Origin of the sequence: Parasphingomonas halimpatiens, assembly GCF_036663795.1 — a bacterium.
Classification (GTDB): domain Bacteria; phylum Pseudomonadota; class Alphaproteobacteria; order Sphingomonadales; family Sphingomonadaceae; genus Sphingomonas.
The window spans coordinates 215,205-238,425 of the sequence record NZ_JAXOJP010000004.1 but is presented as its reverse complement, the minus strand read 5'-3'; the positions used below and the strand labels follow the sequence as shown (position 1 = coordinate 238,425).

The 23,221-nt window shown below is 67.6% G+C and carries 13 protein-coding genes and 1 tRNA gene; 6 read left to right on the top strand and 8 right to left on the bottom strand.

Annotated features, from left to right (window positions below; genetic code table 11):
- The first annotated feature begins 10 nt into the window (after window positions 1-10).
- On the top strand, window positions 11-1,090 hold the full coding sequence (locus U1839_RS06460) for a PepSY-associated TM helix domain-containing protein (RefSeq protein WP_332802837.1): 1,080 nt from the start codon (window positions 11-13) through the stop codon (window positions 1,088-1,090).
- A gap of 6 nt (window positions 1,091-1,096) precedes the next feature.
- Here U1839_RS06460 and U1839_RS06455 read toward each other — a convergent pair whose 3' ends face one another.
- Window positions 1,097-3,043 carry an alkyl/aryl-sulfatase gene (locus tag U1839_RS06455; protein WP_332802836.1) on the bottom strand — a complete coding sequence of 649 codons (1,947 nt, stop codon included), beginning with the start codon at window positions 3,041-3,043 and terminating at the stop codon, window positions 1,097-1,099.
- Between the two features lie 189 nt (window positions 3,044-3,232).
- On the opposite strand from U1839_RS06455, the gene katG reads away from it, so the two are divergent.
- Window positions 3,233-5,410: a catalase/peroxidase HPI gene (katG, locus tag U1839_RS06450; protein ID WP_332802835.1), complete on the top strand. Its 2,178-nt coding sequence runs from the start codon at window positions 3,233-3,235 to the stop codon at window positions 5,408-5,410.
- 42 nt (window positions 5,411-5,452) lie between these two features.
- Here the strand turns inward: katG and U1839_RS06445 are convergent, their stop codons facing one another.
- Window positions 5,453-6,373, bottom strand: a complete 921-nt coding sequence (locus tag U1839_RS06445) for a LysR family transcriptional regulator (protein ID WP_332802834.1) — start codon at window positions 6,371-6,373, stop codon at window positions 5,453-5,455.
- A gap of 91 nt (window positions 6,374-6,464) precedes the next feature.
- Here U1839_RS06445 and U1839_RS06440 point away from each other — a divergent pair, with 91 nt between their 5' ends.
- Both U1839_RS06440 and U1839_RS06435 read left to right on the top strand, forming a co-directional pair.
- A complete protein-coding gene (locus tag U1839_RS06440; RefSeq protein ID WP_332802833.1) occupies window positions 6,465-7,421 on the top strand; it encodes an NAD-dependent epimerase/dehydratase family protein in 957 nt (318 codons plus the stop codon).
- Between the two features lie 324 nt (window positions 7,422-7,745).
- Entirely contained in the window at window positions 7,746-9,779 is a 2,034-nt protein-coding gene (locus U1839_RS06435; RefSeq protein WP_332802832.1) for a right-handed parallel beta-helix repeat-containing protein, read from the top strand.
- Window positions 9,780-10,137: 358 nt separating this feature from the next.
- Here the strand turns inward: U1839_RS06435 and U1839_RS06430 are convergent, their stop codons facing one another.
- Entirely contained in the window at window positions 10,138-14,754 is a 4,617-nt protein-coding gene (locus U1839_RS06430; protein WP_332802831.1) for an NAD-glutamate dehydrogenase, read from the bottom strand.
- Window positions 14,755-14,879: 125 nt separating this feature from the next.
- A complete protein-coding gene (locus tag U1839_RS06425) occupies window positions 14,880-16,169 on the bottom strand; it encodes a PAS domain-containing protein (protein WP_332802830.1) in 1,290 nt (429 codons plus the stop codon).
- A 168-nt stretch (window positions 16,170-16,337) separates the two neighbouring features.
- Here U1839_RS06425 and U1839_RS06420 point away from each other — a divergent pair.
- Window positions 16,338-16,413, top strand: a tRNA-Thr gene (locus U1839_RS06420).
- Window positions 16,414-16,584: 171 nt separating this feature from the next.
- On the opposite strand, the gene U1839_RS06415 is transcribed toward U1839_RS06420, so the two are convergent.
- Complete coding sequence (locus U1839_RS06415) at window positions 16,585-17,634, bottom strand: Glu/Leu/Phe/Val family dehydrogenase (protein WP_332802829.1); 1,050 nt, start codon at window positions 17,632-17,634, stop codon at window positions 16,585-16,587.
- 122 nt (window positions 17,635-17,756) lie between these two features.
- Here U1839_RS06415 and U1839_RS06410 point away from each other — a divergent pair, with 122 nt between their 5' ends.
- Window positions 17,757-18,218 carry an Lrp/AsnC family transcriptional regulator gene (locus U1839_RS06410; protein ID WP_332802828.1) on the top strand — a complete coding sequence of 154 codons (462 nt, stop codon included), beginning with the start codon at window positions 17,757-17,759 and terminating at the stop codon, window positions 18,216-18,218.
- A 272-nt stretch (window positions 18,219-18,490) separates the two neighbouring features.
- Here the strand turns inward: U1839_RS06410 and U1839_RS06405 are convergent, their stop codons facing one another.
- From U1839_RS06405 to U1839_RS06395, 3 genes are read right to left on the bottom strand one after another with little or no spacing between them, the layout of a single operon-like run.
- Entirely contained in the window at window positions 18,491-20,107 is a 1,617-nt protein-coding gene (locus tag U1839_RS06405; protein ID WP_332802827.1) for an N-acyl-D-amino-acid deacylase family protein, read from the bottom strand.
- On the bottom strand, window positions 20,104-21,171 hold the full coding sequence (locus U1839_RS06400) for an alpha/beta fold hydrolase (RefSeq protein ID WP_332802826.1): 1,068 nt from the start codon (window positions 21,169-21,171) through the stop codon (window positions 20,104-20,106). The genes U1839_RS06405 and U1839_RS06400 overlap by 4 nt, the downstream gene beginning before the upstream one ends.
- Window positions 21,172-21,207: 36 nt before the next feature.
- Window positions 21,208-23,166: a serine hydrolase domain-containing protein gene (locus tag U1839_RS06395; protein WP_332802825.1), complete on the bottom strand. Its 1,959-nt coding sequence runs from the start codon at window positions 23,164-23,166 to the stop codon at window positions 21,208-21,210.
- Between the last annotated feature and the right edge of the window lie 55 nt (window positions 23,167-23,221).

Sequence of the window (23,221 nt, the reverse complement as noted above, 5' to 3'; positions counted from 1 at the left end):
GGACGACATCGTGACGAAGATCGGCCTGCGCCGCGCCTGGTTCCAGCTGCACAAATGGATCGGCCTGATCCTCGCGATCCTGATCATCCCGCTGTCGCTGACCGGCGCGGCGCTGGTGTGGGACGAGGCACTCGACCATGGCCTCAACCCGCAGCGTTATGCCGTGACCGGCGGCAACGCGATCGACGCCCATGCCTATGTCGATGCCGCACGCGCCGTGCTCGCGCCGGGCGAACGGATTTCAACGATAAGCCGTGACGATACCGGCCCGGTCGTCATAACCGCCAACCAGGCAACCAAGCGCGCCGCCGGCCCGCCGGCCCGCACGACGCTGTGGCTCGATCCACCGAGCGCACGCCTGCTCGATCGCAGCACCGGCAATAACGGCCTCGTCCGCACCATGCACATGATCCATGGCAGCCTGATGATCCCGGGCGTCGGACGCCAGATCGTCGGCTGGATCGGCGTCGCAATGGCCTTGTCGTGCCTTTCCGGCCTGTGGCTGTGGTGGCCGACGGTCGGCAAATGGGTGCGCGGTCTGCGCTGGCGCCGGCATCGCAATCTCGACACCAACCTGCATCACCTAACCGGCTTCTGGATCGCGCTGCCGCTGTTCGCGCTCTCGCTCACCGGCATATGGATATCCTTCCCCGGCATTTTCGGCGGCGGCGCACCACGCGGCGAGCGCGGCGCGGCCCGCCCGCAGCCGCTTGCCGCGCCACGGCTGGGCGTCGACACCGTCGTTGCCGGTGCCCAGGCCTTCGTGCCCGGCGACTGGCGGCAAATCTCCTGGCCGACCGATCGCAAGCCCGCCTGGTCGGTGACCTTCGCCGACACGGCGGACACGGTGACGATCGACGACACCACCGGCGCCGCCGGCATTGCGACCGCGCCGCCAGAGACCACCTCGCGGCTGATGCGCCGCATCCACGACGGCACGCGCATGGGCATGGTGTGGCAGACGATCATCTTCCTCGCCGGCCTGATCCCCGCCTTGCTCGCCGTGACGGGGATCATCATGTGGTGGCGCGCGCGGCGCTGGAAGGCGGAGCTCAGGGCACGGACCGCGCGCGCCGCCGCTGCCGCGTAACGAAGATCAGCGGGGCGTGACGATCGGGAAATTGCCCGTCGCCGGCGCCATCAGCGCGACGAAGCGCTGGAACGCGCTGGCATCGCCGGTGATCTTCGCCTCGCCGCTCGCCAGTTTGGGCAATAGCGACGCGCCGCCCATGATGCTGGCGAGGAAGTCGCTGCGCTTGACCGTCAGCGTGGCATCGACCGGCCCCGGCGCGGCGATCGGGCGATGCACCAGCACGCCATTGGCGACCGTGACATAGGTCTTCTCGTCGCGGTCGGGAAAGACGAACGCCAGCCTCAGCCTGGTGTCGCCGACCGCGTCGCCGCGCAGCCGCACCGCCAGCAGGTCGAAAATCTCCGTCGTCGACAGTGCCGACACCAGCGCGCGTGACGGAGTAGGGCCACCCTTGGGCGGGCCGTCGATCAGCTCGCTGGCACCAGTCAGGTACATGTTGCGCCACAGCGCGTTTTCGGACTGGTAGCCGAGCTGCTCGTAACAGCGCGCGAGCAAAGCCCGCGCCTCGGTGTCGGCGCCATCGGCGAACACCGCGCGGTTGAGCAGCTCCGCCGCCCAGCCATAATCGCCACCATCATAGGCCGCCTGCGCCAGCGCGCGCACCTTGGCCGCGCCGCCCATCGCCGCGACATAGCGCCGCCCTGCCTCGACTGGCGGCAGTGCCGCGAGATGCGCCGGATTGGCGTCGTACCAGCCCATATAGAATTGATAGACCGCGCGGGCATTGAAGCTCAGCGAGCCATAATAAGGCCGGTCGAACCACTCTTTGGCCAGCGCCGGCGGCAGCTTGAGCGTTGCGGCGATCTCGTCGCCGGTGAGGCCCTGGTTCATCAGCCGCACCGTCTGGTCATGAACGAAGGCGTAATAATCGCGCTGCTTGCCGAGATAATCGACGATCACCTCACGCCCGAAACGCGGCCAGCCATGGCTGGTGATCAGAATGTCGCTGTCGCCGAAACGATCCAGCGCCGCGGTGAGCCCGTCGGCCCAGGCCTTGGCGTCGCGCACCACCGCGCCGCGCGGCGTCAGGATATTGTGCTGCGTGGCGTTGGCGTTCTCCGCCATGTCGACGATGCGCCAGTCGGGAAAGGCGATGTTGAGCTCGACCGGCGCCTCGGTGCCATGGGTTAGGTGGAAGCGCAGCTTCACCCCGTCGAGCGTCAGCGTTTCGCCATCCGCGCCGATCTCGCGATTGGGCAGGATCAGCGAACTGGTGCCCGTGGCGATCCCGGCGCCGATCCCCGAATTGACCGTGCCGGTCGCCGATTTGGGCAGGCCGATGCCGAACTGGAAGATCGCGCGGCGCTGCATCGCCAGCCCGGCGATGACATTCTCGCCCACGGCGGCGGCGGCGAAACCCCTGGGCGCGATCACGGCGACCTTGCCCGATTGCGCCTCCTCGTCCGACACCAGCCCGGCCGCGCCACCAAAATGATCGACATGGGGATGGGTGTAGATCACCGCGACGACCGGCAGCTTCGCGACCGAGTCATTCACCAGCCGCAACGCCGCCTGCGCCGTCTCGATCGAGCCGAGCGCGTCGATCACGATCCAGCCCTTGTCGCCCCTGACGAAGGTGATGTTGGCCAGGTCGAAACCGCGCACCTGCCAGATCCGCTCGCTGACCTTGAACAGCCCCGACAGTGCCATCAGCCGGGCATGACGCCACAGGCTGGGATTGACCGTGTCGGGCGCCTGACCCTTGAGAAAGTCGAACGCGGTGGGGTCCCAGATCGTTCGCCCGTCCGCGGCGCGGATCACCGGATCGGCCAGCGTGCCGACATAACCGCGCCGCGCGAAATCCTCGTCGCGCACGTCGGAGAAGGGCGCCTCGCCCAGCGCGACTGCCTGCGCAGCCTTCGTCGCCGGGGTCACCGGGTCGGACGCCGCCACACCACCCGACCACGCCATGGCGGCCATCGCCGTCGCCAACCACCGCCAACGCTTCATCGCATTCTCCACCCCGGATTTTTATCCTTGCCCAAGTCTTCCACCTTCCGCCCGGCGCGGCAAGGCGGCGCCATGCCCCACAAGGCTCGCTCGATCAGTATGAACGGATTAAGTGATTGGACAGATCAATGGCGGGGTGCGACCACCGCCTTTGAGTTCTGCCAACGATAAACCCGATAGGAGAAGCCGATGAACGCCGAGAGCCAATGCCCCGTGAGTGGCGGCAAGGTGGACGGGAACGCCGTCCTTTTCGATATGACCAACCGACTGTGGTGGCCTAACCAGCTCGACCTCGGCGTGCTGCATCAAAATCCCCCTGCCGGCGACCCGATGGGCGCGGCGTTCGACTATGCCGAAGAATTCAAAAGCCTCGATCTCGCCGCGCTCAAGCGCGACATCTTCGCGCTGATGACCGAGTCGCAGGAGTGGTGGCCGGCCGATTTCGGCCATTACGGCCCGCTGTTCATCCGCATGGCATGGCACAGCGCCGGCACCTATCGCATCGGTGACGGTCGCGGCGGCGCCGGCTCGGGCACGCAGCGCTTCGCCCCGCTCAACAGCTGGCCCGACAATGCCAATCTCGACAAGGCGCGCCACCTGCTCTGGCCGATCAAGCAGAAATATGGCCGCAAGATCTCCTGGGCCGACCTGCTGATCCTCGCCGGCAATTGCGCGCTCGAATCGATGGGCTTCAAGACCGCCGGCTTCGCCGGGGGCCGTGAGGATGTCTGGCAGCCCGAGGCCGACATCTATTGGGGTCCCGAGCGCGAATGGCTCGGCGACAAGCGCTACAGCGGCGAACGCGACCTGGCGAACCCGCTCGCCGCGGTCCAGATGGGGCTGATCTACGTCAATCCCGAAGGCCCCAACGGCAACCCCGATCCGCTTGCCGCCGCGATCGACATCCGCGAAACCTTCGCGCGTATGGCGATGAACGACGAGGAGACCGTCGCGCTGATCGCCGGTGGCCACACCTTCGGCAAGACGCACGGCGCCGCCGATCCGTCGCAACATGTCGGCCCCGAACCCGAAGGCGCACCGATCGAGAATCAGGGGCTTGGCTGGAAGAACAGCTATGGCAAGGGCCATGGCGACGACACCATCACCAGCGGGCTCGAGGTCACCTGGACGCAGAAGCCGACCGAATGGAGCAACCTGTTCTTCAAGAACCTGTTCGAGCATGAGTGGGAGCTGACCAAGAGCCCCGCCGGCGCGCAGCAATGGGTCGCGAAGGACGCGGCCGAGGACGTCCCCGACGCGCATGATCCGTCGAAAAAGCGTCGCCCCACAATGCTCACCACCGATCTCGCGCTGCGTTTCGACCCGATCTACGGGCCGATCTCGCGCCGCTTCCACGAGAATCCCGAGCAGTTCGCCCATGCCTTTGCCGAGGCGTGGTACAAGCTGACCCACCGCGACATGGGCCCGCACACGCGCCTGCTCGGCGCCGAAGTCCCGGCCGAGCCACGCCTGTGGCAGGACCCGGTGCCGGCCGCTACCGAACCGTTGATCGACGCGGCCGACATCGCCGCGCTCAAGACACAGATCCTCGCTTCGGGCCTGTCGATCGCGCAGCTGGTCAAGGCGGCCTGGGCCTCAGCGTCGACCTTCCGCGGCTCGGACATGCGCGGCGGTGCCAATGGCGCGCGCATTCGCCTCGCGCCGCAAAAGGACTGGGCGGTCAACGAGCCCGCCGAACTTGCGGCGACGCTGGCGCGGCTCGAGGAAATCCTCAGCGGCTTCGCCAAACCCGTCTCGCTTGCCGACCTGATCGTGCTCGGCGGCACCGCCGCTGTCGAGCAGGCGGCGCGCGACGCCGGGCAGAGCGTGGAAATTCCCTTCGCGCCAGGCCGCACCGACGCCACCCAGGAGCAGACCGATGCGCATTCCTTCGCCCCGCTCGAACCCCGGGTCGATGGCTTCCGCAACTACACCAGCGGCGAGCAACATTTCTCGGCCGAGGAACTGCTGGTCGATCGCGCCCAGCTGCTCACGCTGACCGCGCCGGAGATGACCGTGCTGGTCGGCGGGCTGCGCGTGCTCGGCGCCAATGTCGGCGGGTCGCGCCACGGCGTGTTCACCGATCGACCGGGCACACTGAGCAACGACTTCTTCGTCAACCTGCTTGCGGCGAGCATGTCGATGACGTGGGAGGCGGTCGGCGACGGCAGCTTCGTGGCGAAGGACCGCAAGACCGGCGAGGCCAAATGGACCGGCACGCGGGTCGATCTGATCTTCGGTTCCAACTCGCAGCTCCGCGCGCTGGCCGAGGCCTATGCCAGCGACGACGCGCATGGCGCCTTCGTCCAGGCCTTTGCCAAGGCATGGACCAAGGTGATGAACCTCGATCGGTTCGATCTGGCCTGAGCTGAACGAACGGTTCTCCGGCGCCGGGCGCCGGGGAACCGTTCACCGTTGCGGCGACGGGAGCGTTGCCGCCTGGCCGGCGACGATGGCCGCGAACCCCGAGGCCAGCGCATCGAACACTGCGCGGTAACGCGGGCTGGTACGCAAATCCTCATGCATCGTGACCCACACCCCGAGATCGAGATCGAAGGCGTCGGCAAGCACCCGGACGAGATCAGGGTCGCGTGCCGCGAGGATCGTCTGGCAGATGCCGATCCCGAATCCGGCGCGGATCGCGGCAAGTTGCGCGACGTCGCTGTCGGTGCGCAGCGCCAAGGACGAGCGGCCGAGCGCGGGAAAACGCGCGGCGATGGCGCGGATCGCGGGGGTCTCGACATCATAGCCGATCAGGTCGTGCGCGCTCAGCGACGCCATGGTCTGCGGCACGCCGCGCCGATCGAGATAATCGCGGTGCGCGTGCAGGCCGATCTTAAGGCTGCCGACCTTGCGCGTCACCAACGCCTGCTGGGTCGGCTGCACCATGCGGATCGCGATATCGGCCTCGCGCAGCAACAGGTCGTCGAGCGTATTCGACAATACCAGTTCGACCGACAGCTTCGGATAGTGCCGGCGTAGTTGCGCGAGGATCGGCGGCAGATGTTCGACACCCACCACCTCGCTCGCGCTGACCCGCACCGTGCCGGCGATCTCCCCTGCGGCGCCACTCGCCGTGCGCAGCAGGGCGGCGGTGGTCGTGGCAAGTGAATCGGCGAACGGCTTCAGCGCGAGCGCCGCTTCGGTCGGCGAAAGGCCGCGCTGCGAGCGGACGAACAGATCGGCCCCGATTGACTGCTCCAGTGCTTCGATATGCCGCGCGACGCTGGGTTGCGTCAGGCCGAGCACGCGTGCCGCGCCCGACAGCGACCCCTCGCGCAGCACCGCGCCGAAGGTGCGATACAGGTCCCAATCCGGCTCTTTGTTCATCTATTTTCGTATAGCGATTGCACAACAATGCGCAATTTCGTATATCGATGAAAGCCGCGATCCCGCCTTCACCAACCAGGGAAGGCGAATCATGGAAAACGGCAACAAGACGGCATTGGTATTGGGCGCGACCGGCGGCATCGGCGGCGAGGTTGCGCGGCGGCTGGCGGCGTCGGGGTGGCGCGTTCGCGCGCTGTACCGCAACCGGTCGGCGACGGCGCAGGACGATGGTTTTTCCTGGATTCGCGGCGATGCGATGGTCGCTGCGGATGTCGCTGCGGCGGCGGACGGCGCCTCGCTGGTCGTGCACGCCGTCAACCCGCCGGGCTATCGCGACTGGGGCCGGCTGGTGCTGCCGATGCTCGACAACAGCATCGCCGCGGCACGCGCCAACGGCGCGCGCATCCTCCTGCCGGGCACGGTCTACAATTACGGCCCCGATGCCTTCCCCGACCTCACCGAGGACCAGCCGCAACATGCCGGCACGGTCAAGGGGCGGATCCGGGTCGAGATGGAACGCCGTCTCGCCGCGGTCGCGGCCAGCGGCGAGGCCCGCGTCCTGATCGTCCGCGCCGGTGACTTCTTCGGTCCGCGCGGCGACAATAACTGGTTCAGCCAGGGCTTGGTCGCGCCGGGGAAGCGTCCGCGAGCCATCACCTATCCGGGCAAGCGCGGGGTCGGGCATCAATGGGCCTATCTGCCCGACGTGGCCGAGACGATGGTGCGGCTGGTCGAGCAGGTCGGGCTCGACGATTTCGCGACCTTTCACATGGCCGGGCATTGGGATGCCGATGGCACCGCGATGACCGGCGCGATCCGGCGCGCGCTGGGCGATCCGGCGGTGCGCGTTGCGCGGATGCCCTGGGGCCTGATGCGGCTCGCCGCACCTTTCGTCCCGCTGCTGCGCGAACTACGCGAAATGAAATATCTCTGGGATCAGCCGGTCAGGCTGCGCAACGATCGGCTGTTGGCATTACTCGGAAGCGAGCGGCACACGCCACTCGATCACGCCGTGCGGCAGACGCTGGCGGGCATGGGGTGCCTGTGAGCATCGCGACAAGTGCGGCCGGACAGCGCGATCGGCACCGCGAACGGACGCCTCCATCGGCGCCCGAAAAGGCGGCTCGATAGGCCCGCCGCCATGACAGCGTCGCGTCACACCAGCCCGGGCGCCCGGCGGCGCGCCGGCAATGCCGAAAAATCGCTGGGGTAACAGCCGCCTACCGCGATCGCGGTATGTTGCGGGTAGCCCCGCTCGACTAACCGGCGGCAATACGGGCGATCTCGTCGCAGGTCTGGATCGATCAGTCGCCGAACGGCGCTGCCGCCGCCCTCGAGAGATCGTTCCGGCCACCGGATGGGAGAAGATGCCATGACACTGCGTAAAATGCGCAAACGGATGTTGATCGTCGCCGCCTTGCTGGGCGATGCCGGGGCCGCCACGGCAGCCGCCGCGCAGGACACGGTCGTGACCGCCAAGCCGCATGTCGAAATGGCGACGGCGGCGGGCAATCTTCCCATTGTCAACGCCCGCAGCGCAGGCTCGGTCGAGCAGATCTTTATCCGCTTCATCGGTTCCGACGGGTTGGCCACGCTCGACGTGCCGCTGTCGGTGAAGACGAGCAGCACCGCCCTGCTCACCGTCACGCCGACGGCGCAGCCGGGGGTCTATACGCTCGCCGTCCCGGCCAACACGACCGGCGGCAACGCGACGCTGATCGCGACGGCGGTCGTCGGCGGCGTCACCTATATGGGCGGCCGCAACTTCAGCATCTCCGCCGCTGCGACGGGCACGACCCCCAGCCCCACACCCACACCCACACCGACGGTGCCCGTCACCACCGGCTCCTCCACGATGATTCGCGCAGCGACGCCGACGCTCGCTGCGGATCAGTCGGGTTGCCCGACCGTCTCCACCTATGATGTCGGGCCGGGCAAGACCTACACCGCGCTCGCGCAATTGCCGTGGAGCAAGCTCAAGGGCTGCGACACCGTGCGCATCTACCCCAAGGTCAACAATGTTCCCTATTACGAGATGATGCTGATCTCGGCCGGGACCGATCTGGCACCCGCCGCGCCGAACCGCTTCCTGCGCATCCTCGGCATGCCCGATCCGGTGACGGGCATCCTGCCGATCATCGACGGCACTGGCGCGACGCAGCTCGAGACGCTGCCGGGCCAGGCGCCGCGCATGCTGCAATATCACGACAATGCCAGCCTCAGCCCGATCCTGCACCGGCTCGGCCTGGTGATGGTCGGGCCGCAACAGGGCTATAGCTATCACGGCGGCCCGGCGGGCTATATCAGCATCGAGAATCTCGAGCTGCGCAACGCGCGGTACGACCAACCCTATAATGACGCGCTAACCGGTTTGCCGGGCAAATTTCACAGCTTCGCCACCTGCCTCTTCGTCGAGGCGGCGGCGCATCTCGTGATCAGGGGCAATATCCTCCACGACTGCAGCAACGGGCTGTTCATCAATTCGAAGAACGCCGCGCCCGAGGAACTCTCCCAGGATGTGCTGGTCGACGGCAATTTCTTCTACAACAATGGCAATGCGCCGACCCCCGGGGTAACCAACGGGTTCAGCGAGCATCACAGCTACACCGAAGCGCGCGACATCACCTTTCAATATAATTATTTCGGCCCCGTCGCGCCGGGCTCCTATGGCGATTGCGTCAAGGATCGCTCGTCCGGGCTGGTGGTGCGCTACAATACGTTCGCATCGAATTGCGGCATCAAGTTCAATCTCGAGGATTCGACCGGCGGCCAGGCGCTGATCAGCGGCGACAGCGGCTACGCGACCACCTATATCTACGGCAATCTGATCGATATTCCCGCCAGCTACAGCGGCACGCAACTCGTCACCTATGGCGGCGACAGCGGGCAGACGAGCACCTATCGCCAGGGCACGCTCTATTTCTACAACAACAGCATGATCGTCGCCGGCGACAGCAACAGCGCCTATCCCGATGCGTTGCTGTTTTTCCTCGTGCAACCCAGCGCGCGGGCCGAGGTGTGGAACAACATTTTCTATGCCGCACCCGCCACGCCCGGTCATCAGCCCAAGGCGATGGCGATGGTCTCGGCCGGGGCGGGGACGGTCAATCTGTCGAACAACTGGATGTCCGCCCGGGTCGCGCCGACATGGCTCGGACATCCTTCAGCGGCAAAGGTCACGGGCTGGGCAGCGAACATCGTCTCGAGCGGGTCTCCCGGCTTTCAAAACCAGGGACCATTCCCCTACACGCCCGCGGCCGGATCGGCGCTGGTCAATGGCGGCGTGTCGCTTGCATCGCTGAAGCCCGGCAGCGCGCCATTGTCGCTGCCGCAAACGCAAGCGCTCGGGCCGCACGTCGCGCGCAAGCAGGACGGTCAGATCGACATCGGCGCGTTCGAATATTGAACCCGTGAGCGAGATGCGCTTCCGCTGAAGCGCATCTCGCTCCGAAGCCCCGAAAACGGGTACACCGTTCGCGGTCATTGAACGTCATCGCGCCGGTCCCGCCGCATCACCGACCCGCGCGACCGCCCGCCTGATTCACATCTTGTGCAACCGGTGCTTGGTTGGCGGCATGTTCGCTACCGCCTTTTACCATGGCCGTGTACCTACGCCGCGGCCCGGCGCATCCGCGCGACCGGCGCTGCACATTGTCGCGCCGGCCGTTGGGAATTCCCTGCCGGCCACGACAAAAAATACAAAAATTCCCTGCCAATCGCCGCATGGCAGGGAATTTCGGTCGTCCGCCGTAAGCGGCGAAGGTTCAGCGCCCGAGCAGCACCCGTGCCTGCCCGGCAATCTGCGCCAGCATCGCGGCGTTGGGCGAGGGCGCCGTCCGCGCGCGATCGACCAGCGATTTGAACTGCGCGACGCGCCCGGCATTCTCGCCCAGCCAGACGTCGACCTGCGCCTGCGGGTCGCCAGCGCCGCGCGCGAGGAATTCGAGCCGCAACTGCTGGAAATCGCGCGCCAGCCCGGCGATCAACAGCCGCTCCCACGGGTCGCTCGAATCGATCCGCGCGGCATTGGCCTGTGCCCAGTCGAGCCCCAGCGCCTGGCCCAGCCGCGTGAAGGCACGCGTCAGCACCACCTCGTCGAGGCCGCGCTGCGCGCCGAGATCGGCGAGGCCGATCGCGCCGTCGAGCTCGAACAGCCGCACCACGCGCTGCACCAGCTTGGGTGGCGCGCCGGTCGCCTCGAGCGTCGCGGCGATGCGCGCCGATTGTGCGCTCGCTGCCTCGAGCAGCAGCGCCTTGGTCTGGCGGTCGAGCTGGCGCACGCCCTTGACGAGCCGGGCATAGGTCGGCCCCGGACTGCTACCGGCGCGCGTCACGCGCAGCAGATCGGCGATCTGCGAGCGCGTTGCCACCGCGACCTCGTCGAACAGCGCGAGCCGCGCCGCCTCGGGCATGACCGCGCTTTCGATCTCGGCCCACAGCGCCGGCAGGTCGAACAGCCGCTCGACCACGACGAACATCGCGGCGATGTCGGCCATCGCCACGCCTTCCTCCTCGGCGAGCTCGAACGGGTGGAGCACGCCGAGCCGGTTGATCACGCGGTTGGCGAGCTTGGTCGCGACGATCTCGCCGCGCAGCCGGTGTTCGTCGATCGCGGTGGCGAACTTCTTGCGCATCGCCTTGGGGAAGGCGGCGTGCAGGTCGGGCGCGAGATCAGGGTCGAGGCCGAGTTGGCCATGCTCGATCGCCGCCTGCAGCGCGAGCTTGGCGGTCGCCAGCAGCACGGCGAGCTCGGGCCGGGTCAGCCCCCTGCCTTCCTGCGCACGGCGCAGCAGATCGTCATTGCCGGCCAGCCCCTCGACCGCGCGGTCGAGCTGCCCGCTGCTCTCGAAGATCTCGATCGCGCGGACATAGCTCGGCACGGCGCGCGCGCCGTCCTTCTCCATGATCGACAGCGCCAGCGTCTGCAGCCGGTTGTCCTCCAGCACGATGTGCGCGACGTCGTCGGTCATCTCGACCAGCAGCTTGTTGCGCTTGTCGTAGGCGAGGCGACCCTCGATCATCTCGCGATTGAGCGCGATCTTGATGTTGACCTCGTTATCCGAGCAGTCGACCCCGGCCGAATTGTCGATGAAGTCGGTATTGATGCGCCCGCCATGCGCGGCAAAGGCGATGCGCCCGGCCTGCGTCACGCCGAGATTGGCACCCTCGCCGATCGCCGTCGCGCGCAGATCCTCGGCGTCGACGCGCAGCCGGTCGTTGGCCGGATCGCCGACCGCGACATTGTTCTCGGCGCGCGCCTTCACATAGGTGCCGATACCGCCGAACCAGATCAGGTCGACCGGGCTGTGCAGGATCGCGGAAATAAGCGCGGTCGGCTCCATCTCGGCGACCTCGATGCCGAGCACGGCACGGATCTGCTTGGACAGCTTGATCACCTTGTCGGTGCGCGGGAACACCCCACCGCCCTTCGAGATCAGCGCCGGATTGTAATCCGCCCAGGACGAGCGCGGCAGCGCGAACATCCGTGCGCGCTCCTCCCAGCTAGCCGCCGGATCGGGATCGGGGTCGAGGAAGATGTGGCGATGGTCGAACACCGCGACGATCTTCAACGTCTTCGACAGCAGCATGCCGTTGCCGAACACGTCGCCCGACATGTCGCCGCAGCCGACGACGCGGATCGACTGGGTCTGCACGTCGACGCCGCGCTCGGCGAAGTGGCGCTGTACGCTGATCCACGCGCCCTTGGCGGTGATCGCCATCGCCTTGTGGTCGTAGCCGACCGAGCCGCCGCTGGCGAAGGCGTCGCCGAGCCAGTAATTACGTTCGAGCGCGATGGCGTTGGCGACGTCGGAGAAGGTCGCGGTGCCCTTGTCGGCGGCGACGACGAAATAGGGGTCTTCGCCGTCATGCACGACGACGCCTTGCGGATGCTCGACCTTGCCCGCGACGATATTGTCGGTGATCGACAGCAGCGTGCGAATGAAGATGCGGTAGCTCTCGGTGCCCTCGGCCAGCCACGCATCGCGGTTCGACGCCGGCGGCAGCTGCTTGGGATAGAAACCGCCCTTGGCGCCGGTCGGCACGATGACCGCGTTCTTGACGCGCTGCGCCTTCATCAGCCCGAGAATCTCGGTGCGGAAATCGTCGCGCCGGTCGGACCAGCGCAACCCGCCGCGCGCGACCGGGCCGGCGCGCAGATGGATGCCCTCGACGCGCGGGCTGTACACCCAGATCTCGCGCCACGGCACCGGCGCGGGCAGGCCGGGAATCAGGCTCGAATCGAGCTTGAAGGCGAGCGCAGTCTCGCCGGCGGGGGCGAAGGCGTTAGTGCGCAGCGTGGCGGCGATGACGTTGCGGATCGCACGCAGGATGCGGTCGTCGTCGATCGCCGAGACGTCGTCGAGCCCGGCATCGATCGCCGCGTCGGCGGCGGTGATGCCGACCGTCGCCTTGCCCTTCTTCGCCGGATCATGCGCCGCACCGAAGCGCGCGATCAGCGCGGCGGCAACCTTGGGCGCGCGGCGCAGTGCGTCGACCACGGTGACGAGGCCGTAGGGCATGCCCGCCTGGCGCAGATAGCGGAACCAGGCGCGGAACAGTACGACACCGGCGGGCGCCATGTTGACGTCGAGGATCAGCCGGTTGAACGCGTCGTTCTCGGCACTGCCTTCGAGCACTGCGGCGATCGCCGCCTCAAGCACATGCGTGTCGCCGTCGAAGATGTTGACGACCCCGCCGGTCGCCTCGATCAGGAATTCGTGGATGAAGCCTTGCGCTTCGTCGGTCAGCGCGGTCGGCACCTCCTCGATCACGCGGAAACCGAAATTCTCCAGCACCGGCACGGCGTCGGACAACGCCAGCGCGCCGCCGAGGCGATAGATCTTCAACCGCGCCGAGCCTTGTCCGTCGCGGTAGAGCCGCACCGTCCGGCTGCCGGGATCGTCGAGCCGCGCGAGGCAGACGATGTCGCGTGCCGCCTCGTCGGCGGCGTTGGCGGCGCGGTAGGTGTTGGGAAAGGTCGCCGCATGGCGCAGCGCAAGCCGGGTGGCGCGTGCGGTTTCGCCGAGTTCACCCAGCGCGGCCTCGACCGCCGGGACCCAGCCGCGCACCATCCGCGCGATGCGCGCGTCGAGCGGGGCAGTGTCGGGCAGCACGCCGGCACCGCGCAGGTCGAGCGTGAAGCGCATCATCGCCAGCACGCCGTCTTCCAGCGCCAGCGACCAGCTGAGCAGGCTGGCATTGGCCGCCTCGGCGAGCAATTCGCCGATCGCGACGCGGCGCGCGGTCGAGAGATCGTCGCGCGGCAGCCAGACGAAGGCGAACAGGTGCCGCCCGAGGATCGAGCGCACCAGCACCAGCTTGGGCCGCGGCCGATCGGCCAACGACATCGCGGTCAGCGCGACTTCCTCGAGCGCCTCGGGCGTGAAGCCGGTGACGAGGTCGTGCGGCAGCGCGGCCAGCGCGTGGGTCAGCGCCTTGCCGGCATGGCCGCGCGGATCGAAGTCGAACTTTTCCTCGAGCGCGGCGAGCCGGGTGCGCAGCAACGGCACGTCCTCGGGCGCCGCGGTCAGCGCAGCGCTGGTCCACAGACCGGCATGGATCGACAGGCCGACGACCTTCTTGCCGGCGAACAGTGGCACCAGCACGAGGTCGAGCGGGACGTGGCGATGGACCGTCGCGATCTGGTTGGACTTGAGCAGCAGCGGTGCCTCGCCGCCCTTTTCGAACCACGCCATCGCCAGCGCGCGCGACGCCTCGGCGAGGATCGGCACGGCGTGCGGGTGACGCGCGATGCCCAGCGTCACCGCGCAGCGATCGCCCTCCCAGCGCTCATGGCCGAGCAGGGTGAGGTTGCCGTCGAGGAACCAGCGCAGCAGCACGGCGCCCTCGCCATCACCGAGCGTCGCGATATCGGCGGCGAGCACCTCCTGCAGCTTCGGCCAATCACGCACCGCGGCGCGGACGTCGGCGAGATTGCTCTCCAGCGCGGCGGCGAGGTCGCGGCGCTCGCGCGCGTCGGCGCGGTCCATCTCGATATAGATCATCGATTCGGTGACGCCGCCGGCGCCGACCTGGGTCAGCCCGCCGGCGGCGTCGCGCGCGACATCGATGACCGGGTGGATGATGCGGTCGATACCCAGGCCGTGCGCGCCGATCGTCCCGGCGATCGAATCGACCAGGAAGGGCATGTCGTCATTGACGATCGCGAGGCGCATCCGGCGGTGCGGATCGGTACCGCTCATCGCCTCGATCGCCAGCACGGCGGTGTCGGCGGCGCGGCGTTCGCCGGTCGCGGCGAGGAAGCGTGCGGCCTCGGCCCGCTCGGCCTTGCCGAACCCCTGCAACTCGCCCGGAAGCGCACCTTTGGTCAGCCGGGCGGCGAGCGCATCCGACAGCGAAGCGATGGTGTTTTTGGCCATGCGCCATCCTATGCGCCCGCCAATCGCGCGGCTCAAGGCTTGTGGCAGTTGCGAAATAATGCTGCGTCGCAGCGCCGATATCGCGGAAAATCTGCCGGCCCGGCGGTACCGGGCCGGCAGCTTTGTTACATCGCTGCCTCGCGCATCACGCGTCGGGTCAGGGCCGAATCACCGCCAAGCGCGGCAACGATGTCCAATGTGCCGGCAGTACCGGCGCGCGCCAGCAGCACGACGAAATCGCCGGCGGTGCTGTGTGTATCGAGCGTCAGCGTCGCCAGTGCGGGGGATTGGTCGAAGTGCGTCGCGGCGTCGGGCTGCGGCGTTGCGGCGGGCGCGCGGGCGGCGCGCTCGGCCTTGACCACGCCCTTGATCCCGCCCTCGGTACGATCGAGAAATTCGCCCAGGCCGCCTGGCGGCACGCCCTGGCGGCGCGCATGAGCCAGCACGGCGGCGTATTCGGTGAGGCGCGTCTTGTCGTAATCGGCGCCGAACACGAGTTTGACCACCGGGGTCATCGGCGCGCGCAGCTGGACGGCGATGCCGGCCCGATCGAGCAGCGCCTCGTAACCGGCGGGGTCGCTGTCGGCGGCGGCGGCGAAATCGTGCGCGCGTTCGAGCGCGCGGTACAGCGTGGCGCGGGTGCGGGTATCGGCGGCGCGCACCGCGGCGGCGGTCTGCTGCGCGAGCATCAGCCGGTCGGTCAGGCTGGTCAGCGCGGTGGACGGCGCGGTAACGGGCGCGACCTCGACGGCATCGTCCTCGGTCGGCGCATCGAAACCCGCACTGGGGCCATCGGCCCAGACGGGCGCGGTCGCGCTCGGCTTGGGCGCGGTGCGGACGGCGGCGTCGAGCTCGGCGTTGAGCCGCGCCTGCGTCTCGGCGTCGACCAGTTCCTTCCAGTTGATCACGCCGTAGATGAAGTCGATCGAATCATCGTCCGACGAGAAGGGCATCAGGATGCCGCGATACATGGTGTTGTGGCCACGCGTGCTGACGAACTCGGCCTCGAAGCCAATCGGCGCGCGGTTGGCGATGATCTGGAGATAATGGTCGGTCAGCCGCGACAGCAACGAGCGCGCCGGCACGTCGGCGATATGCGTGACGCCCGTTTCGAGCGCGCATTCCTCGCGCAGCGCGCGACCGAGAAAGGCGATCGCCGGATTCTCGATGCCGCGCGAAAAGTCGAGCAGCACGCTGTGCGGGCCGAAATCGGCGATATTCTCGGGGTCGAGATCCTCGATCAGCGGATAGGCACGGCCGCGCAGCAGCGAGACCCAGTGATTATAGGCGCGAACGTGCATCCGACGCTCGTCGCCGCCGATCTCGATCTGCGGCGAGTCGACGCTGTCGACGGCATCGTCGTGATAGCCGGTCTCGGTCCGATCCTCGTCGTCGAAGCCGCGAACATTATCCATGAGTCGGTTTGCCCCTGATGGCCGTGGCGCCGTGGTTACCGGGTCCTTGTGCACCCCCCATGGTAAACGATGCGTAAAGCGCGGGTTGCGGAGTTGTCGCCGGCTTGTCAGCCCGCGAGCGACCTGATAAGCGCCCGCCCTCGTCACCACCGTCAGGCCGGGACGCACGCCGCTTTAGCTCAGTTGGTAGAGCATCGCATTCGTAATGCGGGGGTCACAGGTTCGAGTCCTGTAAGCGGCACCATTCCACCTGTGCGATGAATCGGTCGCATTGCGGCGATGGCGTCGCAGGCGCGTGAATTTTTCGACCATGAGAAGGAGCTGTAGCCGCGCCGCGAGGACGTGAAATTTTGTGGTGACGTTAGCGCGGCCACGCGTCAGTTGAATCAATGTGTGGAATGCGGCGTGCCGCCTCTCAGGCGGCGCGGCCGCGTGCCCTTTGCAGGATGTCGGCGGCCATCCGATCGGCGACGATGGCCGGCGACACCGCCTCGCGCGCGGCCTGATCGAGGATGGCGTGGACGCGCGGGCCGATCGCGGCGACGCGGCTGGCCACCGCGTCGCGCGATTCGCCGAGATATTCCGCCGAGACGTTGATGATGCCGCCGGCATTGGCGACATAATCGGGGACATAGGCGATGCCGCGACCCCGCAGTTGCTCGGCAACCTCGGGCGCAGCGAGCTGATTGTTGGCGCCGCCGCACACCAGCCGGGCGTGGAGTCGAGCGACCGCTGCGGCATCGAGCACGCCGCCCAGCGCGCAGGGTGCGAAGACGTCGGCCCGGGCGGCGACGATGTCCTCCACCGCGACGACGCGCGCATCGTGCACGCGGGCGAGCACGTCGCGGCGGGCGGGATCGATATCGGCGATGACCAGCCGGGCGCCGGCATCGGCGAGCAGGCGGCACAGGCCGGCGCCGACATTGCCGGTGCCCTGCACCGCGACGGTGAGATCGGTGAGCTCCGCGCCGAGGGCATGGCGGGCGGCGACGCGCATCGCCTCGAAGATGCCGCGCGCCGTCCAGGGCGAAGGATCGCCGCCGGCGACGCCCGGCCGCGCGGTGAGGCCCGCAACATGGCGGGTCTGTTCGGCGACGACGGCCATGTCGGCGACGCGGGTGCCGACATCCTCCGCCGTGACATAACGCCCGCCAAGCGCGGCGACGGCGCGCCCGAAGGCGGCGAACAGGACGCGGCGATCCCAAGTGCCGTCGGGCACGCGCAGCACGGCCTTGGCACCGCCCAAGGGCAGGCCGGCCAGGGCGTTCTTGTAGCTCATGCCCTGGGCGAGGCGCAGCGCGTCGCGATGGGCGGCGGCATCGCTATCGTAGCGCCACAGGCGGCAACCGCCGGCGCCGGGGCCGAGCGCGGTGGAGTGGATGGCGATGACGCCCGACAGGCCCGATGCCGGATCGTTCAGGGGCACGAACTGCTCGGGCAGCGCGTGGTACAGGCTATGGGTCATGTTGGGTTCCTCCGGTGATGGGGCGGTGTAACCCGGGGGGTGGGAGATTGCTGACCTCTTTGCGGGCTGCATGCACCGATTTTCGGTTAAATTAACCGCTCTCTGTGATATAATCGGTGAACATGACTGATCTTGATAACTATGAGCGTAAAATTCTCCGCTTGCTGCAAGCCGATGCCAGCCTGACCACCGCGCAGGTCGCGGAGCAGGTCGGGCTGTCGCCCTCGCCGTGCTGGCGACGGATCGACCGGCTGGAGCGCGACGGATTCATCAAATATCGCGCGGCGATCGTCGACCGGCGCAAGGTCGGGCTGAACGCGCAGATTTTCGCGCAGGTGAAGCTCAACGCGCATGGCCGCGCCAATCTCGACGAGTTCAGCGCGGCGGTACGCGAGGTGCCGGAGGTGCTCGACGCCTATGTGCTGATGGGCTCGACCGACTTCATGCTGCGCATCGTTGCGAAGGACATCGAGGCCTATGAACGGCTGTTCTTCGATCGGCTAAGCAAGCTGCCCGGGGTGCAGGAGATCAACTCGACGGTGGCATTGTCGGAAATCAAGTCGACGACGGTCTTGCCGATTTAGATCGAGATGCGTGAAATCTGGATCGTCCTGCTATTTCCGTTCGCCCTGGTGAATCAGGTCGCCGAATCCCCCGGATTTGGCTGGAAACATCCGGGGGATTTTTCCACCTGATCACTGCCGAAGGGCTGTTCTTCTTTTCAACCGTAAAGAGAAGAACAGTGCTTCGACAGGCTCAGCACTAACGGTTCAGATTAATCGCACCCTGCTCGAGCGGTAGTCCTTACGCCTCTCCCCCTGCAGCAGATCGGCCTGATGGGGCGCCTGCCCGCCCCTTACCCGCCGCAAAAATGTCGCAAGACAACGCCGGCACGTGTGGCGGTCATGCGACCCTCGTCGAGCGTCAGCTTGCCGTTGACGATGACGTCGTCGATGCCGGTCGCGACCAGCACCGGCTGCGCATAGGTGGCGTTGTCCTGCACCTTGGCCGGATCGAACACCAGAACGTCGGCGCGCATGCCCTCGCGGATCAGGCCGCGGTCGCTGAGGCCCATGCGCTGGGCGGGCCAGCTGGTCATCTTGCGCACCGCATCCTCCAGCGTCAGCACCCCGCGCTTGCGCCAATATTCGGCAAGGACGCGCGCGAGATTGCCATAAGCGCGCGGGTGCGGAAGGCCGAGGCCGTCGACCTGGCCGAGCCGTTCCGCCGCGCCGGCATCGCTGCCGATGCTCAGCCAGGGCTGGCGCAGCGCGGTCTCGATGTCGCGCTCGTCGATCATGAAATACAGCGCATAGGCGCGGTGCGGCAGTGCCCCGAGCATGATGTCCCAGGCGGCGTCGGCCGGATCCTGACCCAGCGCCCTTCCGATCGCCGCGAAGCTTTGCCCGGCAAAGCGGTCGTATTTCGGGTTGAAGGCGTTGGCGAGCGTGACATGGTCCCAGCCGCCCGATGCCTCGACCAGGTTGGACCAGCCCGGCATCGAACCGGCGGCAACCTCATGCTTCAGGCGAGCGCGGACTGCCGGATCCTTGAGGCGCTCGATCCCCTTCGCCTCGCCATCGGCCCAGACCCATGTCGGCACCGTGATGTCGATGCCGGTGCCGCCGGCGGTGTAGACATACATGTCGGCGGCGACATCCACGCCGCGGGCGCGGGCGGCGGCGATGGCCTGCACCGCCTGGGGCATCAGCTTGCCCCAGCCAGGGCGATAGGCCGCCTTCATGTGGAAGATCTCGACCTTGGCGCCGCTTTCCTCGCCAATGCGGACGGCCTCGGCGATGGCGCTGAGCAGGTTTTGCGATTCATCGCGCATATGGGTGGCGTAGAAGCCACCGCAGCGCGCCGCGACCTTGCCGAGTGCAATAAGATCCTCGGTCGACTGAAAGGTCTGCGGGGAATAGATCAGCGCGGTGCTGATACCGAAGGCCCCGGCCTTCATCGCGGTGTCGACCTCGGCGCCCATCTCAGCGAGTTGCCCCGGAGTGGGCGTGCCGGCACCATCGCCCATCACCTTCATGCGCGCCTGCATCGCGGCATAATAGGTGCCGAAATTGACGGCGATGCCCTGTTGCTCGAGTTGGTCGAAATAGGCACGGATGCCGGCCGCCGGAACCGGCGTGCCACCCTCCCCGGCAATGACCGTGGTGACACCCTCGCGCAGCTTGTTCTCGGCCGCGCCGTTCCGGAGCAGGACCGCGCCGGACTGGTCCATCATGTCGATGAAGCCGGGGGTGACGTAACGATCATGCGCGTCGATCTCGCGCGCGCCGCGCCCGGCGACGCGACCGACCTTGACGATGCGGCCGTCCTTGATCGCCACATCGGCGCGGACCCAGGGATTGCCAGCGCCGTCGAGCACGCGGCCGCCGCGGATGACGATGTCATAGTCCGGCGCCGGGCTGTTCGAGACCAGCAGCGCCGCCAGCGCGCCAAGGAGGATACTGCGCTTCATCGTCTGACTCCTGTGGTTTGCGTCGCCGCCCGATCGGCACGCACGGTCGCGATCACCTCGCCGACCGCAGCGACCACCAGGTCGGGCCGGTCGAACTGGATATAATGGGTCGCGTCGGGCACGATCTGCTGGCGGCCGCGGCTAGAAAAGCGTGCCTGCTCGGCGTGAAGCTGCTGCCATTCCCGTTTGAAGCGCGCGCCCGCCGCCGGGGTTATGCCGAGCGTTTTTAGCTGCGCCGGGGTGAACGGCGCCATCGCGGTCAGCACGATCAACGGTCGGTCGCCGAAGCTGCGTACCGCACGGGCATCGGCCATCGACCGGTCGAAGCCGTCGAGTTCGGCCGCGGCACCGCTGATCGAGGTGCTGGCATAGGCGGCCATGGCGGCGGCGGCTTCGGGCGGCAGATGCCTGTCACCGGCGCCGGACGCCATGAGGCGGACGATGCCGGTCCGCGACAGCGCAGCGGCGAGGTGGAACAGGGTAGAGGCGCGGTTCGGATCGACGTCGGCGCCGGTCGCCTTGCCGAGCCTGGCGACCTGGTCGGGGGTCGTGGGATCGACCATCACCAGCCCGGCGACCTGATTGCCATAGCGCCCGACATAGCTGCGGACATAGGGCCCGCCGACCGAGTGGCCGACCAGCACGAGCGGGCCGGCAATGCCGGCGGCGTGCAGCAAGGCGTGGAGATCGTCGGCGACGGCGACGGCATGCTGTGCCGTGTCCTTGGGGTCGCTCCACATGATGCCGGCACGATCATAGGCGCATATCCGGGTGATGCGCGCGATCCGGTCATGAACCAGCGTCCAGTCGACCGTGCCGCCGGTGCCCAGGCCAGCTTCGAGGATCACCGTGGGCGCGCCTGTACCACGACAATCGATATGCAGGCGGCGTCCGCCGATATCGACCATCTGCCCGCGTGGCGGGTATCGGGTCGCGGCGCTGCGCCGGCCGAGCGCCTCGTAGATCACGCCGACGACGAGGAGCAGGACAAGCAGCGCGAGCAGGCCAACCGCGATGCGTCTGGTCCAGCGCCAAAGCCACCGCTTTGCCCCCTGCTCCCTCATGCCGCCCCCTTGCTGGTATGAACGGCTGACGGCGCTCTACTTCACCTCGGTGTAGACATAGGCGTGCTGGCTGTCGCGCACCGTGATCATGCGCTTGCCGGCGGCATCGGTGCCGATCAGACCGTCGAAGGCGATACTGCCCGGGGCGATCGAGACCAGCGACACGCTGCCGTCGGGGTTCTTGCGCGTGGCGAGCGGACCCTCGATCGAGCCGGCCTTGATCCATTTGGCGCCACTATGATCGGTGATGGTGATCGAACTGCCTTCAGGCCCGTCGTAATGCGCGGCGAGATTGGCGAGCATGGCGGGGTCACCGGGCAGCGTCAGGCGCGCCCGGCGCGCGCCGGCCTGGGCCTTGATGCGGGCGGCGGCGGCAGCGACTTCCTGCGCGGCCTCAGGCGTGCCGTCGTACATCACCTCGAACAGGCGGCGCAGGAACGGCTCGAACAGTGCCGGACCGGAATCGGCGTTGGTCAGGATGACCGCGCCGACGCCCTGTTCGGGCAGCGCCCACCAGTCGCTGTGGAAGCCTTCCAGCGTGCCGCCATGGGTGACGACCGGCACGCCCCAGGCGATGCGGTAGAACAGGCCCATGCCATACCAGTTATTCTCGCCGACGGGCACGCCGCGTTCACGACGCTTGAGGATGTTCGCCGCGCTGACGATGCGCTTGCCCTCGGGCGTGACGCCCTGGCCCAATTCGAGCTGGACGTAACGCGCCATGTCGGCCGCGCTGGAAAAGGCGCCGCCGGCCGGGCGATAGGGATAGACGGTGTAGTTGAACTGGTTCGACATGACCGTCTGGCGCCCGTCGATATCGAAGCCGTGCGGGCGCGCGGCGTCGCCGCTTTCGCCCTTGGCATAGTCGAACGTGGTATCGTGCATGCCGAGCGGGTCGAAGATCTTGACCTGCATCGCCTTGTCATAGGCGGCACCGACTTCCATCCCGGGGTAAAGCAGATTGCCGCCGAGGAACCCTGAGGCCGAGGCCATCAGGTTGTTATACTGGAAGAGTTCACCGAACTTGCTGGTCGGTTGCGTCTCGGCGAGCTGGCGGAAGGTGTCGGCGGCGGGCTTGCCCTGATCGGCGAGGATGAAGGCGAAGTCCTTGCGCGGCAGGCCGGTGCAGGCACAGACGAGATGCCGCACCTCGACCGAACGGGTGGTCGCATCGCTGCCGAGGCGGAAGCTGGGGTAGAGATCGGTGACGTGCTGGTCCCAGCGCAGCTTGCCCTCGTCGGCGAGGATCGACAGCAGCAGGGTGGACATGCCCTTGGTGTTGGACGCAATCATGAACTTGGTGTGGGCATCGACCGGTTCGGGCGAACCGAGCGCGCGCACGCCGACGCCGCCGACCCAGATGACCTTGCCGTGGTCAATCAGTGCCATGCCGACGCCGGGCACTTCGAGCTGGGCCGCCGATTCGGTGACGAAATCGCGCAGCAGCTTGATGCGCTCGGGGGTGAGCGGATGCGCGGTCTTGCCGGCGAAGGTCTCGCGGGCATAGCCGGCGGGATGCAGGCTGCCCTGCACGATCGCCGCCGCCGCGGAGCGCTTGTTGAAGGTGGATTCGGCGCCGTCGACGATCAGCACGGTCCAGCCCTGGCCCTGCTTGAGGGCAAGCGCGCTGCGCACGGCGCGTTCGTTGGGCGAGGTGTCATAGGCGATGCCGGCACGCTCGCTCCAGCCCTCGGCGGGTGGCGCTGCGGTGACGAGCCGCGGGGTCGGTACCGCATCCGGCTTGTAGAGCGACCAGGCCTTGGCGGCCGCGGCCTTAGCGTCGGCGACGGTGCCGACATCGACCACGACAAGGCGCAGATCGGATTCGGGCGCCACGAAGATGGTGACCGCGTCCTTGGCCTGGACGGTCCAATCCTTGGGCTGGGTATATTGTACGCCAGCAGCGGTCTTGCCCGGCGTGTCCGCCGCGGCAGCCGTCTGGGCGAGCGCGGGCAGTGGCATGCTCATCAGGGCGAGCGCGAGCATCAGCTTCATGGCGACGTTTTCCTCTTGTCGGTGCGGGGCTATGAGGTCCCCCGCTGCCTTGCGC